12 protein-coding genes are annotated in these 14,883 nt (G+C 47.5%); 2 read left to right on the plus strand and 10 right to left on the minus strand.

Annotated features, from left to right (window positions below):
* Positions 1–78: 78 nt before the first annotated feature.
* The 9 genes from B0181_RS05170 to B0181_RS05215 form a co-directional block, all read right to left on the minus strand.
* Complete coding sequence (locus B0181_RS05170) at positions 79–759, minus strand: thiamine phosphate synthase (RefSeq protein ID WP_078276447.1); 681 nt, start codon at positions 757–759, stop codon at positions 79–81.
* Between the two features lie 341 nt (positions 760–1,100).
* A complete protein-coding gene (locus tag B0181_RS05175) occupies positions 1,101–2,249 on the minus strand; it encodes a D-alanyl-D-alanine carboxypeptidase family protein (protein ID WP_242620169.1) in 1,149 nt (382 codons plus the stop codon).
* Between the two features lie 228 nt (positions 2,250–2,477).
* Positions 2,478–3,281 (minus strand): glutathione-dependent disulfide-bond oxidoreductase, encoded by an 804-nt coding sequence (yghU, locus tag B0181_RS05180; protein ID WP_078276448.1) that lies wholly within the window; start codon positions 3,279–3,281, stop codon positions 2,478–2,480.
* A 219-nt stretch (positions 3,282–3,500) separates the two neighbouring features.
* Entirely contained in the window at positions 3,501–4,016 is a 516-nt protein-coding gene (locus tag B0181_RS05185; RefSeq protein WP_078276449.1) for a hypothetical protein, read from the minus strand.
* Positions 4,017–4,197: 181 nt separating this feature from the next.
* Complete coding sequence (locus B0181_RS05190; RefSeq protein WP_078276450.1) at positions 4,198–6,144, minus strand: 2-oxo acid dehydrogenase subunit E2; 1,947 nt, start codon at positions 6,142–6,144, stop codon at positions 4,198–4,200.
* Between the two features lie 20 nt (positions 6,145–6,164).
* Entirely contained in the window at positions 6,165–8,906 is a 2,742-nt protein-coding gene (gene aceE, locus B0181_RS05195; RefSeq protein ID WP_078276451.1) for a pyruvate dehydrogenase (acetyl-transferring), homodimeric type, read from the minus strand.
* A 557-nt stretch (positions 8,907–9,463) separates the two neighbouring features.
* A complete protein-coding gene (bfr, locus tag B0181_RS05200) occupies positions 9,464–9,937 on the minus strand; it encodes a bacterioferritin (protein WP_078276452.1) in 474 nt (157 codons plus the stop codon).
* A 53-nt stretch (positions 9,938–9,990) separates the two neighbouring features.
* Positions 9,991–10,485 carry a bacterioferritin gene (gene bfr, locus B0181_RS05205; protein WP_078276453.1) on the minus strand — a complete coding sequence of 165 codons (495 nt, stop codon included), beginning with the start codon at positions 10,483–10,485 and terminating at the stop codon, positions 9,991–9,993.
* A 502-nt stretch (positions 10,486–10,987) separates the two neighbouring features.
* Positions 10,988–11,191 carry a (2Fe-2S)-binding protein gene (locus B0181_RS05215; RefSeq protein WP_078276455.1) on the minus strand — a complete coding sequence of 68 codons (204 nt, stop codon included), beginning with the start codon at positions 11,189–11,191 and terminating at the stop codon, positions 10,988–10,990.
* A gap of 371 nt (positions 11,192–11,562) precedes the next feature.
* On the opposite strand from B0181_RS05215, the gene B0181_RS05220 reads away from it, so the two are divergent.
* Positions 11,563–12,618, plus strand: a complete 1,056-nt coding sequence (locus B0181_RS05220; RefSeq protein ID WP_078276456.1) for a WG repeat-containing protein — start codon at positions 11,563–11,565, stop codon at positions 12,616–12,618.
* Positions 12,619–13,015: 397 nt separating this feature from the next.
* Positions 13,016–14,437, plus strand: a complete 1,422-nt coding sequence (locus B0181_RS05225) for an L-serine ammonia-lyase (RefSeq protein WP_078276457.1) — start codon at positions 13,016–13,018, stop codon at positions 14,435–14,437.
* Positions 14,438–14,443: 6 nt separating this feature from the next.
* Here the strand turns inward: B0181_RS05225 and B0181_RS05230 are convergent, their stop codons facing one another.
* Positions 14,444–14,839, minus strand: a complete 396-nt coding sequence (locus B0181_RS05230; RefSeq protein ID WP_078276458.1) for a hypothetical protein — start codon at positions 14,837–14,839, stop codon at positions 14,444–14,446.
* Between the last annotated feature and the right edge of the window lie 44 nt (positions 14,840–14,883).

Genomic DNA, 14,883 nt, shown 5'->3' on the forward strand with positions numbered 1-14,883 from the left:
AAAATTGTGAGAAATCATCAAGTGGTATTTGTTAAAATCTATAAACCGACAAATCAGCAAGCTGGCAAATTGTTATAGTTACCACGCTGACAATTTACTGCGCCACGCACGGCATTTGGCGGCAATGGTATCGCTGCTGTGGCTCATGATGTCGGCAGTTACGGCAATGTATTCAATCGGCACGTCCGCCAGCTCATCACGAATATAACCGACATTATCCAGCGTGATACCACCAATCAAACACAGCGGAAAATTCACATCAATCGTCTTTTTGATGGTGGCGGTCGGTACGATGGTGGCTTTGGGTTTGGTGATGGACGCAAACATCGTCCCCATCGCGCCATAAGTTGCGCCTTCACGCTTGGCTTCTTTAAACAGCGCCATATCAGAGTGGCAAGTACGCCCAATGATGACGTCGTCGCCCAAAATCTCGCGCGCCACACGCACGCTGCCATCACGCTGTCCCAAATGCAGCCCTGTGCTAAAATGCGACGCCAGCTCCAAATCATCGTTCATCACCACGTCCACGCCGTATTCACTGGCAAGACTGACAAGCAGTTCAGCTTCTTGGTATACTGTCGCCAAATCGTACTGCTGCAAGGTACTTTTACGGCGAATTTGCAGCACTGACACCACGCCCGTATCCAGCGCACGCTCCAATTTATCCAGCAAAGTGCTGATTTCATCGTCATTGGTAAGCAGGTATAATTTTGGTGCGCTGATTTTTGCTGCGGTGGTTTTGGTGGTTGGGTTTGTCATGGCGGTTTTGCTGGTTTTGGCTTAGGGATTTAAGTGTTGCTTGATTGACGGTTTGATTGCTTGATTAGGCTTGATGATTGATTGAGCGAAGTTTAATCGCTCCAAGCTCAACCAAGTCAAGTTTAGCCAAGCCAAACACAGCTTGCATTATATCGCCAATCTGCCAAAATGCCAACCCATGCCGCCTTGCCCAAATAAACCACTCAATCACGACTGAAATTTTTACCCAAATCTACCATCAGCCATCACCAAAGCTGTCATTAAAAGTAAAAGTCGCCGCCAAAAACAAAACCGCCCAATAAAATAGGCGGTTTTTGCGTTTACAGCTTTCATATCGGTTATCAGTTGCGATAAGCCAGCTGAGTTAGGATATTTTCAGCGTCTGCCCAACGGTTGTTTGATGCGCTTGCACCCAGCAGTACCACGATGGCAGGACGGTTATTGACGTGCGTTTCCATCACCACGCAGTAGCCTGCTTCTCGGATGTAGCCTGTTTTTGACACGCCAATCGGATGACCGCCTGCACGCACCAAACGGCTGGTGTTTGCCATTTTCAAGGTGCGATCGCCTGTGTTGTAATTGGTAACGTAAAAATCGTAGCTCGGCGCAGTTGAGAAATTACGCACGGTTTGATAGCGTGGATTGCTGTTTACCGCACGCATCATCTTAATCAAATCGCTGGCAGATGAGACGTTGCGCGGGTCAAGTCCTGATGAATCTGCAAAAGACGTTTGGTACATGCCTAGGCTGCGTGCTTTTTCATTCATGGCAGCAATGAAAGCATCATAGCCACCCGGATAAGTACGCGCCAACGCCTTAGCCGCAGGGTTTTCTGATTTCATCAGCATCATCAGCGTAAATTCAGAGCGGCTCAAGCGGTCGCCAGCGCGCAAATTGGTGCTGGCACGTTTTGCGCCCACCAAATCCGATGGAATGATGGTGATTTCTTCACGCATATCAAGCTCAGCATCCATGATGACCATTGCCGTCATCACTTTACTCACCGAAGCGATGGAGCGCTGTGCGTCAATGTTTTTTTCGTAAATCAGATTGCCCGTTTGCAAATCCACCACTGCCACCGCTGATGAATTGGTGGTTACCGCCAAGCGATCAAACTCGTTGGCATTGCGCACATACGCACTTTGCGTGGCGAAATTTGATGGAGTGGTGGTTGTGGTTGTGTTTACTTGGCTGGCGGGAACAATGCTCTTAGTTTGAGTGATTGTGGTGCTGGCAGGTGGCGTTGGCGCTTCGTAAGATACAGGCTGAAAAGGCTCTGATTGTGGCGCATACGCACCAAATTGCTGAGTGGTCTGCTGCACATGCACGACAGCTGGCTGCACTTGTGGTGCTGGCTGCGGTGCTTGGCGCACGGTAATGGTTCTTTGCTGGCTTTTATCCACCATAAATGCGTGCGCAGACGTGCTCATCAAAGTTGCAGCCATCGCTGCGCACAAAGATACGCGCTGAGTCAATTTGGTTTGTTTCATAAAAATCTCCGAAGGCGGCTGTGCCACCAGTCATAAGTTTGCAAAAGCATCGATTTATTTGCTTTACCCAAGACAACCCTGTCATCTCGCTCAGATTGGCAAGCGAAACTTAAAATACACGGGCTGTTTTATGGATAAATTTATAATGATGTTTTGATGACTTTTGCTTCACCAAGTGAGTATATTATAGCACAAAAGCTGCGATAAATCACTGATAAACGATGGATTTTAGCCGTTAATTACCTGTAATTGCAATTTTTCAGCCGCTTGCACCGCTTCACGCTTGGCGATTTGCTGCGCCCAGCGAATCACGTTTGGGTAATCTTGCACGCTTAGAAATTGAGCGGCGTTATAGTTTTCGCTCACATACAGCTTGCCAAGCACCAGCCAGCCATACCAAGGGTAAATCGCCATGTCCGCCACGCCATACTCGCCCGCCATGTATTCATGCGTTGCCAAATGCTGATTTAGCACGTCCAGCTGGCGTTTGGTTTCCATGGCATAGCGGTTGATGGCGTATTCAATCGGCTCTGGCGCATAGGCATAAAAATGCCCAAAACCACCGCCCAAAAACGGCACAGAACCCATCTGCCACATCAGCCACGAATACACGCTCGCTTGCTCGGCTGGCGCGCTTGGCATGAATTTGCCGTATTTTTGCGCCAAATACAGCAAAATCGCCCCACTTTCAAAAACTGATACAGGCGTATCATTACTATAATCCACAAGCGCAGGGATTTTTGAGTTGGGATTGATTGCCACAAAATCAGAGCCGAACTGATCGCCTGCTAAGATGTCAATTTTAAACGCATCAAAGTCAAGTAAACCAAGCGCTCTAAGCTCTTCAAGAATGATGTTCACCTTGACACCGTTTGGTGTATTTAGGCTGTAAAGTTGGTATGGTTTATCGCCTTTTGGCAAGGTTTGCTCGTGGCGTGCGCCTGCCGTTGGGCGATTGGTGCTGCCAAATTTGCCGCCCATTTTGGCTTGAATGTCGGCATAATTCCAAACGGCTGGTGGCGTGTAACTCATTTTATTCCCCTTGATTTTTGGTGTTTTTTAAATTTTCAATGGCAATTTGTCATTAACAAATTATCTGCATTAAATTGCATTTAAAACGGCTGTGCTGGCAAACATTAAAGACGGCAAGACAAAAACCTATGCAGACAAATCTTTATTTTTAATCCAAACCACCCAAGTTTTTGTAAATGAAATTAACCAGTTAAGCTTTGCTTTGCTCACCTTATTCATTTAAAGACGTGTGCAAAGATGTTCGTTTTCATGAACGTCTGAGTTAATGTCGGTGGTCAAACGCTTGGCGTAGCGAAAATGGTTTTTATCCAAAAAGACGATGGCGCGCTTATCATTTGCCATTGTGTTGGCATAAGAATGCTGATAAGACAGCAATGCATTGGTGTCTTTAATACTTTGATTGATGGTGTGATTAAATACTTCATAAGAGGTGATGGTCGGCATAGGAAAATACAAAAAACCATCATCAAGCTGCCATTTAGCATGTCCAGTAGTTTGGTGGGTGGCCGCCAAAGTGCCGTTATGGAAGAACTTGCCCACGCTTTGAAATGCCGTATCGCCATCTGCTGTCAGATCGTAAAATGCCTTTGCTTCAATGACGATGCCGTTGTCCAAATAACGCTTGGTGCTGTCGCATTCCCATGAACCAACCACGTCAGTATTATTAAAAGCGTAATTGGCGGTAGCGGCATTTGCCAGAAGCAGTATAGGGGCAGCCAGTAAAAATTTGCGCATATTTTATCTCCAAAAGCATGTTTAAGAGTTTTCTTGAGCTTTCGTTTTTGATATATAAAAGATTTTAAAACTTACAAAGCCTTAGAATAAACCACACAGTTATCCAAACCATAATAGCAACAAAAAAGGCGGCATGCACCACCTTTTTTGTTTATTTTTGTTGTAAAAACTCACGATTAAATCATAGCAAGATTTTGCGTGGGTCAGCAAGCAACTTGGCGATATAACGTGTGAACACCGCAGCGTCCGCACCGTTAATCACACGATGGTCATAAGACAACGACAATGGCAACATCAAGCATGGCTCAAATTCTTTGCCGTTCCAGCGTGGCTGGAAGGTAGATTCTGAAATGCCCAAAATCGCCACTTGTGGGTGGTTGACCAGCGGCGTAAAGTAAGTGCCGCCCATGTTGCCTTGACTTGAAATGGTGAAAGACGCACCTTGCAAGTCTTTAGCAGCCAGCTTCTTATCGCGTGCTTTTTTGGCAAGTTCGCCAATTTCAATGGCAAGCTGCTTAATGCCTTTGTCTTGCGCATTGCGAATCACTGGCACAATCAAGCCTTCTTCAGTCGCCACGGCAATACCCATATTCACCGACTTGCGTACGATGATTTGCGTGTTGTCGTCTGACAGATGGCTGTTGAACTTCGGGTGCTGCGTCAAGGCATACGCCACCGCTTTTACGATGAATGCTAAAATCGTCAGACCAATGCCCTGCGCCTTAAACTCGCCTTTTAGCTCGCCACGCAGATTTTCGGTGTCGGTAATGTCTGCCAAATCAAACTGCGTAACTTGTGGCAAATAAGTATTCAAGTTCAACTGTGGAATTGACACTTTTTGTAGGCGTGTCAAGTCTTGAACTTCAATCTCACCCCAAATTTCTTTGTTTGACATATCAGGCAGCGGCGGCAAACCAGAGCGTGCAGCAGCGGCAATTGGCGCAGCAGCAGGCTTGTCAATATTTGTCATCACCGACTTCACATAGCCGAACAAATCTTCTTTTAGGATACGTCCGTGCGCTGCAGTACCTGTTACACGGCTGATGTCCACGCCAAGCTCACGCGCCAATTTGCGCACTGCAGGACCTGCATGAGCGTCTTTGGCACGCTTATTCACTTCCGCTTCTGGCAGTTTAGCAGTGGCAGGTGCTGGTGCGCTAGGCTTGGCAGCTGGCTGTGCGGCTGGCGCTGGGCTTGCTGGCGTTTCTGCTTTTGGCGCAGCTTGTGGTGCTGGTGCAGCAGATGCAGAAGCAATCACAATGAACGCTTGACCGTTTGCCACGCTGTCGCCAGCTTTTAGCAAGACTTTTTCAACCTTGCCTGTGGCAGGTGCTGGCACTTCTACAGACGCTTTGTCTGATTCCACCAAAAGTAGCGACTGACCTTCAGTTACCTCATCGCCCACGTTTACCATCACTTCGGCAACTTCTGCGCTGTCCACACCCAAATCAGGCAGGTTATAAGTTTGGCTACCGCCTGCTTGTGCCGGTGCAGCAGCTTGCGCTTGTGGCTGAGTTTCTGCTTGAGCTTGCGGTGCTGATTGTGGCGCAGCTGGTGCTGGCGCGGCAGATTCATCGCCAGCAATCACAATAAAGTCCTGACCGTTTGCCACGCTGTCGCCAGCATTAACAAGAAGCTTTTCAACTTTACCTGCCACTGGCGCAGGCACTTCCACCGAAGCCTTATCAGACTCCACCAAAAGCAGCGGCTGATCTTTTTCTACCGTATCGCCCACATTTACCATGATTTCGGCAACGGTTGCGCTGTCCACGCCCAAATCAGGCAAGGCGTGGGTTTGGCTTGCGCCTGCTGCTACCGCTGGTGCAGGGCTTGCTTCTTGGGCAACTGGCGCAGCAGTTTCGGCAGGTTTTACTTCTTCTTGGGCTGGTGCAGCGGCAGGTGCGGCGCTGTCAATGCTGATTAGCGCACTGCCTTCACTGACTTGATCGCCCACGTTTACCAAAATCGCGCTCACCACGCCACTTGCGCCAGCAGGAATTTCTACAGATGCTTTGTCTGACTCTACCAGCACGATGTTGTCGTTTTCGCTGACGGTATCGCCAACTTTCACCAAAATTTCAGCAACTTCGGCACTGTCTACACCCAAATCTGGGGCTTTAATTTCCATGATTTTCTCCTAAATTTGGGTTAGTCTTCGTCAATCAATTCTGGCACTGGTTTTGGATCGGTGCTTACCGATGCAGGCGGTGCATCTGGGAAGTGGTCAAAGTGTGGTTGTGGCTGCCACGCTGGTGCTTGGCTTGCGTCCACGCCCAATTTACCAATCGCTTCTTCTACCACGCTTAGTGCCACTTCGCCTTGGTCGGCAAGTTTTTTCAAGGTAGCAATCACGATATGCGCTGCGTCCACATGGAAGAAGCTGCGTAGGTTTTGGCGCGTGTCTGAGCGACCAAAGCCATCAGTACCTAGCGTAGTGTACGCACGACCAGCTGGTAGCCAGCCACGGATTTGCTCTGAATAGTTGCGCATATAGTCAGTTGCTGCAACCACGATACCTTCATGACCTGCCAACTGCTCGGTTACCCACGGAGTCTTAGCTTCGTCTGTTGGGTGTAGGCGGTTGTAGTCGTCGCACGCCATGCCATCACGAGTCAGCTCGTTGAAGCTGGTTACACTCCATACGTTTGCCTTGATGCCGTAGTCGTCTGCCAAAATGCGTGCTGCTTTTTGTACTTCACGCAAGATTACGCCCGAACCCAGCAGCTGTACTTGGCTTGAGCCGTTGTCTTCTAGCAGGTACATACCGCGCTTGATGCCCTCTTCTACACCAGCTGGCATTGCAGGTTGGTCGTAGTTTTCGTTCATCAAGGTGATGTAGTAGTACACACGCTCGCCTTCGCCATACATACGGCGCATACCGTCATGCATGATGACCGCCAATTCATAGCCGAAGCATGGGTCATAAGTTACGCAGTTTGGTACGGTGCCAAATAGGATATGGCTGTGGCCGTCTTGGTGCTGCAAGCCTTCGCCGTTTAGTGTGGTGCGGCCTGCGGTTGCGCCAAACAAGAAGCCTTGCGCTTGCATATCGCCAGCAAGCCATGCCAAGTCGCCAATGCGCTGGAAGCCGAACATTGAGTAGTAGATGTACATCGGAATCATTGGCAAGGCGTTGGTTGAGTAGCTGGTTGCCAAAGCAATCCACGCACTCATTGCGCCCGCTTCGTTGATGCCTTCTTCTAGCATATGACCGTCAGTGGCTTCTTTATAGCCCATCAAGGCTTCTGCGTCTTCTGCCACATAGTTTTGACCTGCGGCTGAGTAAATGCCCAACTGGCGGAACATACCTTCAAGACCAAAGGTACGCGCTTCGTCAGGAACGATTGGCACAACGTATTTTTGCAAGTCTTTGTTTTTCAAAAGTGCTGACAGTAAGCGCACAAATACCATTGTGGTAGATTGCTCTTTGCCTTTTGAGCCTTGTAGCACTTGATCAAAGATTGACAGCTCAGGAATATTTAGTGGAATATGACCACTGCGGCGAGCTGGCAAGTGTCCACCAAGCGCTTGGCGGCGACCCATTAGGTACTTGTATTCTGCCGAATCTTCTGATGGACGGTAGAATGGCAAAGTTTTTAGGTCTTCGTCAGACAATGGCAAATCAAAACGATCACGGAAGTATTGCAAGCCTTCTGCGTTCATTTTTTTCAATTGGTGCGCTTTGTTCACCGCTTGGATTTGACTAGACAAGCCATAGCCTTTCACGGTTTTCACTAGGATAACCGTTGGCTGACCTTTGGTTTTCATCGCTTCTGCATAAGCAGCATAAACTTTCTTCGGATCGTGGCCGCCACGGTTTAGGTGCATCAATTCTTCATCAGACATATCCTTCACCATTTCGGCAAGTTCAGGATATTTACCAAAGAATTCTTTACGCACGAATGCGCCATCACGCGCGGTGTAAAGTTGGTATTCACCGTCCACCACTTCTTCCATACGTTTTTTAAGTGCGCCAGTGTGGTCTTTGGCAAGGAGGCTGTCCCAATGGTCGCCCCAAATCACCTTAATCACACGCCAGCCAGCACCACGGAATACCGATTCCATTTCTTGAATGATTTTGCCGTTACCACGCACAGGGCCGTCCAAGCGCTGCAAGTTACAGTTAATCACCCAAATCAGATTGTCCAGCTTCTCACGGCCAGCCAAGCTGATTGCACCCAAGCTTTCTGGCTCGTCCGTCTCACCATCGCCTAGGAATGCCCAAATCTTACGATTTTCGTCTTTGATAAGTTTGCGGTTGGTTAGGTATTTTTGGATATGCGCTTGGTAAATAGAAGTGATTGGCCCCAAGCCCATAGAAACGGTTGGGAATTGCCAATAATCTGGCATCAAATATGGGTGCGGATAGCTTGACAAGCCTTTACCGCCAATCTCACGGCGGAAATTGGTCAGCTGCTCTTCAGACAAACGACCTTCTAGGAACGAACGCGCGTACATACCCGGAGCGCCATGACCTTGATAATAAATCATGTCGCCGCCAAAGTTTTCGTCTGGTGCGCGCCAAAAGTGGTTAAAGCCCGTTTCGTACAGCGTTGCTGATGATGCGAAAGTCGCCAAGTGGCCGCCCAACTCATCGTCATTATCATTGGCACGCGCAACCATCGCCATGGCATTATAACGCACCAATGCACGGATTTTGCGCTCCATGTGCAAATCGCCCGGATAAGTCGGCTCGTCTTCAGCAGGAATGGTGTTGATATAAGCGGTGTCTAGGCGGTTGAACGGCAAGCCTTCTTGCACCGCCATGTTATACAGCGCTTTTAGCAAAAATTGCGCGCGCTCTTTGTCGGCATTTTTGATGACCGAAGCAAATGCGTCAAGCCACTCTTGGGTCTCGACGTGATCAGGATCTTGATAATAGGTCGTCATAAGTTGTCCTACGTTTGCGTTGTTAGAATGAACAAAATCTGCCGCTGCCAGCATAATGCACGCTGGTGCGCTCAGTATATGCCAACATTGTGGCAATCTGATGAAAATGTAACAAATCTCTTGTGATACACTTTTGGGCTTATTATAAACGCTTTGGCGCTAAATACCTAGTGATTTAGAAAATGATAAAATTATGAATATTTTTTTAATAAATAGTCTTTTAAAATCAAAAAGATATTTTAAAAAATCATCATCAATATCAAGAATAAATTATCACAGATTTTAGGGTGCGCCCATACCACAAGCGCCCACAAACCGCCAAATTTGCACACCAAGTTTAACACAATCCCCGCCAATACCAATCCCCCAAAAGGGTTAAAGGTTGGAGGATTTTTTAGGTTTTGCCAAACCTTGAAACATCTTAAGTTTTTAAATATTCAGCGCAATCACAAAAGCCCACCTAAACATAAAGCAAACAAAAACCACCCATCAACACACGCTAAGCGCACACTGATGAGTGGTTTTGTTTTTATGCAGCGCTACTCTTTATACAGCAACTACTCTTCCACCGACAGCTGCTGAATATAATTTGGCAAGCCCATGCGCTCGATTTGCTCTTGCTGGGTTTCAAGCCAATCTTCATGCTCTTCGTTGCCATCTTTTAGGCGTGTCAAAAGCTCACGCGACACAAAATCACGCTTGGCTTCGCACAAAGCGATGGCTTCCACCAGCACGTCATGCTTGCGTTTTTCTAAGCGCAAATCGCACGCCAAAATCTCTTCTACGCTCTCGCCAATCAGAAGTTTGCCAAGCTCTTGTAAGTTCGGCAAACCTTCAAGCAGCAAAATGCGCTCAATCAACTCATCCGACCATTTCATTTCACAGATAGATTGCTTGTATAATGCGTCATTAAGCGCTTCCACGCCCCAATTTTTGACAATGCGCGCGTGCAAAAAATACTGATTGATGGCAATCAAAGACTGTGCCAGCACTGAATTTAGCGCACGAATGACTTCTTTATCCCCTTTCATTTGTTGCTCCTTTGCGTTACAAATTGTGTTACTAAATTAAATTTACGTCAATTTTAGTGCGCTGATGCCACCATGTTTGGCTCGGCAGTTTGGCTTTGTAGGTAGTTATTTAGACCCATCAACTCAATCAAACGCAGCTGTTTTTCTAGCCAATGCGCGTGGTCTTGCTCGGTGTCTTCAAGCTGACGCACCAGCATATCGCGCGTTACATAATCACGCTCAGCTTCGCACAGCGCAATGCCTTCTTTTAGGTGTTCTTGCACGCTGTATTCCAAATCAAGGTCAGATTTTAGCATGCTTGGCACGTCTGTACCGATGTTCAGCTCGCCCACCTGCATATTTGGTGTGCCGCCCAGCATGATGATGCGATTGATGATTAGGCGCGCGTGCAAGGTCTCATCTTCCATTTCATGATAAATGCGGTCGTGCAGCTTGCCAAGCTCCCACTCGGCGTACATTTGCGAATGGATAAAATACTGATCGCGCGCACCAAGCTCGCCTGCCAGTAGGAAATTTAGATAATCAATGACTTTTTGAGATGATTTCATCATACGCTCCGTTTTTAAGTTAAGTGGTGATTAGAGTCGTTGCGCAAGTCTCACAAGTGCAAAAAACAAGTGTAGAAACTGACACGCCCTATTTAATTGATGGCTATTTTATCACAGCTTCTCGCCGCACAAGCCATAAAATTGTATAAAATACGAACTGCGAACGACTTGCAAACTAAGAACCGCTATCAATTTGAGCAAAACGAGAATTTGCCAAGCGGCAATTTTCGCACTTTTATCTTGCATCGCCAATCAATTTATCAACTCATTGATTTTAAAAGAGAAAATTATTATAAACTTCTCTGCAAGCACAACTGCTTTACACTCATTGGTGCGAATGATTGTTATTTGGCAAAACTGATTTGAAAATGATTATTGATTGATAAAACAAAACGCCAAAAAATTGTCAAAAATAACAACTTTTTGGCGCGTGATTAACCAATCGCCTTTCAAATTTGTAAGAAATTAGCAATATCAGCAAAGTTTTGGCAATATTAGCAAACTAGCCTGCCATCGCATCTACCGCCAGATATTCGCCTACGCCATCGTGATGCTCGTCAAGCAAATCTTGCACCATCGGCACGCAGCAGCCGCAGCACGTCCCCACAAGCAGCGCGTCCTGCAATGCGTCCATGGTGTCCACGCCTTGATTCATGGCGGTTTTGATTTGGCTGTCTTTCACATCGTGGCAAATACAAACGTACATGATTTCACCTGCTTGGTTATGATTGGCTTCTTGCCAAAGATTGATAAAGGCTTATACAGCGTCAGACTTGCTGAAAATTCGCTCAAATGCTCGTAAATGCAAATCATTCGCTAATTTATGGGCATATAGTAACAATAATTATTCTTATTTGCAATAGTTTTTGTAAATTTTTTCAATCTTTATCATTCAGCAAACCAATCATCAAATCAGTTTCACCCTACCGCTTTATTCATCATCGCAGCAAACACCCAACCAATATTTGAAAAACCGACAAAAATTCACTATCATAACCAAAAAACTTTTAAAATTTGCCCAAATCCGCCAAAGCCTGCCGTCATGCACGCTGATGATTTTTACGTTTTCAACCTTTTATGATAAGCCTAATGATTGACGCATTGACCCACAAAAAATTTGCTTCTTATCGTGATTTTACCTTGCTGTCGTTGGCAATCTTTTTGGCAAGCGCCCTATTTGCCACGCCTGCACACGCCTGCACACCGCCAAAAAGCCACTACAAAAACGTCAGCTGCACAGCCACCGCAGGCACGTTTTTGGCGGTCAAAGATGGCGGTGCGCCTGTGGCATTACTAAACCGTGCTGGCAACAAACTCACCGACCTATTCGCTTATGAGCAAGCGCTTGGCAGCCAGTATCGTGGCGGTTTATTGCCAGTCGTCAAAAACGGCAAACTTGGCTACATCAACACCAAAGGCAAAACCGTCATTGATTTTCGTTATGATACCTTGGGCGGTGGCAGCTGGGCGCGTGGCGTGAGCGAAAAGCGCATCGTCGTGCGTAGACGTGGCGTGTGGGGCGTGATTGACACCGCAGGCAAAACCATCGTGGCGTTTGACCCTACCATCAGCCAAATTGACGATTATCAAGGTGGCAAGGCGCGCGTCATCAAAAACGGCCGCACCTTTTATGCCAACGCACAAGGCAGGCTGACACCTGAAGCTGCGCCACAAACCGCACAAAGTACGCCCACTTGGCAAAATACCGCAACGCCACAACCAACTTACACACCGCCCACGTCAGACGCCAGTTGGCAGCAGGCTTGGCAAGCCTATAACACAGCAAGCCAAGCGTCCGTCAATTTTACACTGCTACCAAATCAGCAAAACGGCAAATGGGGCTTTGTGGATAGCAGGGGCGTACCGATGATTCAGTATGTTTTTGATGAAGTCAAGCCCTATTCACAAGGCGTGGCGGCGGTGCGCCTAGACAATCACTGGGGATTTATCGATGCAGCTGGCGATGTGGTGATTGATTTTCGTTTTCATAAAGACGGCTTTGTCGTCAATGATGACACAAGCGAAGGCGGCGCATGGCAGCCACTGGTTTTTCGTGATGGCAAGGCATGGATTGGCAATTTTAATCAAGGCAGGCTTTGTGTGGATTTGCGTGGCGTAAATGTGCCGTGTTAATGATTGGGTTGATTTATCCGTACAATGCAATGACAAAGTAAATTCAATGTCAGTAAGATGATTTTTGTAAAAATTGACTGATAAACTTGCAAAAGTAAACTTATAGAAAAGTTGGCTTATTAAGTTTTCCAACTGATTTTGCCAACTTTATCAACTTAAATTAACAAGCCAAACCCAACTTACCAAACGCACAACGCCAACACCATAAAAATTTTTTAACCTTTTAAATATGGCAAACTTAGCATGAAATTGTGCTAAAATACGCTCAAATTGTGCAAGCATTAACCGTACAAGCAAATTCTTGTGTGCGCACAATTAAATTGTATAGACAGATTACTCGGCACAAATTTGACACCCCAAGCCATCGGCAGGAAAAATAAAACCTACAAGGATACCTATGATTAGCGTTTTTGATTTATTTAAAATTGGCATTGGCCCATCAAGCTCACACACCGTAGGCCCGATGGTGGCGGCTGCACGCTTTTTGTCGCTGCTGGGCGAGCGTCTGACTGATGTGCGCCAAGTGCGCGTGGATTTATACGGCTCGCTATCGTCCACAGGCAAAGGCCACGCCACTGATAGCGCGGTGATTTTAGGCTTGCTTGGACATCAGCCGCGCACCATTGACAGCACAAAAACCGAGCAGTATTTGGCGGACGTGCTGGACAATCAACGCCTGACGCTTGGCAGCACACACAGCATTGCGTTCATTTACGACAGAGACATCGTGTGGTATGACGACATCACCTTGCCACACCACCCAAACGGCATGAGTCTGCAAGCGCTGATGAATGATGGCGAAAAAATCACTGAAACCTACTATTCCATCGGCGGCGGCTTTGTGGTGGACAGCCAAGAAATCCGTGCAGGCAATCCTTTGAGCGAAGATGAAAACAGCTCGCCCTTTCCTTATCCTTTTACGCTGGCTTCTGAGCTTGCGGCATTGTGCGAAGCCAAATCCATGAGCATTGCCGAAATCATGCAGCTCAATGAAACCGCCATTCGCAGCGAAGATGAAGTGCGTGATTATCTCAATGAAATTTGGGACGTCATGCAAGCGTGCGTTGCCGAAGGCTGCAAAAAAGACGGCATTCTCCCCGGTGGGCTGAACGTCAAACGCCGCGCCAAAGCCTTATACGACTCACTCTCCAAAGAATACGGCAAATCGTCCGATGGTGGACTTTTGGCGATGGATTGGGTGGATTTGTACGCCTTGGCAGTGAACGAAGAAAATGCCGCTGGCGGTAAAGTGGTTACTGCACCGACCAATGGCGCAGCAGGCATCATTCCTGCGGTGCTGCATTATTATCGTGGCTTTATCCCAAGTTTTAGCTATCAAGGCGTGCGTGAATTTTTGCTGGTGGCAGGCGCAGTGGGCGCATTGATTAAGCAAAATGCGTCCATTTCTGGTGCGGAAGTCGGCTGCCAAGGTGAAGTTGGCTCGGCTTGTGCGATGGCAGCGGCTGGACTTGCGCACGTTTTGGGCGGTTCGGTGGCGCAGTGCCTAAATGCCGCTGAGATTGGGCTTGAGCATAATTTGGGCTTGACCTGCGATCCGATTGCAGGACTTGTGCAAGTGCCGTGCATTGAGCGCAACGCCATGGCAGCGGTAAAAGCCATCAATGCCGCGCGTCTTGCTTTGCGTGGCGATGGCTCGCATCATGTGTCGCTGGATAAGGCGATTCTCACCATGAAAGAAACTGGCAAAGACATGATGGATAAATACAAAGAAACCGCGCGTGGCGGCTTGGCAGTTTATGCCGATAACCGCATTCCGACCGCCAGCGTGGGCGTGGTGGTTGGCTTTAGTCAGTGCTGATAAAGTCTACAACGCCCCATATTGCGCCCAGCTTTCGCCTGTGTCGTGTGCGTCTTTGTGCGCTTGCAAATCCTGCAAGGCGATAACTTCAACAATCAGCAAAACCAATAACAACACGCTCAGCACCGCTTGGCGCACTGTTTGGTGGAATGATGTTTGACGGTGCGGTGTGTTTGTACTCGTTTTTATCGTGCGTTTTGTACGTTCAAGCCATTTCCAAGCCAACGCCAACACGCCAATCATCGCTGCCGCCAGCAAATAGCCCACGCCCCACGCAAAAATCCACAAATACCCGCCCAATAAAATCGCAACTGCCATCAGCAGCCAGTTTAGCAAACGATGAAAACTTGCCCTGCGCTGGCTGTGATGGTTTTTGTTGTGGCTGTGTTTGTCATTATTCATAAATCAATTTGTTTTTAGAGTTTTAAAATTTGTCGGACGTTTGA

It is taken from the genome of Moraxella caviae (assembly GCF_002014985.1).
Taxonomy (GTDB): domain Bacteria; phylum Pseudomonadota; class Gammaproteobacteria; order Pseudomonadales; family Moraxellaceae; genus Moraxella; species Moraxella caviae.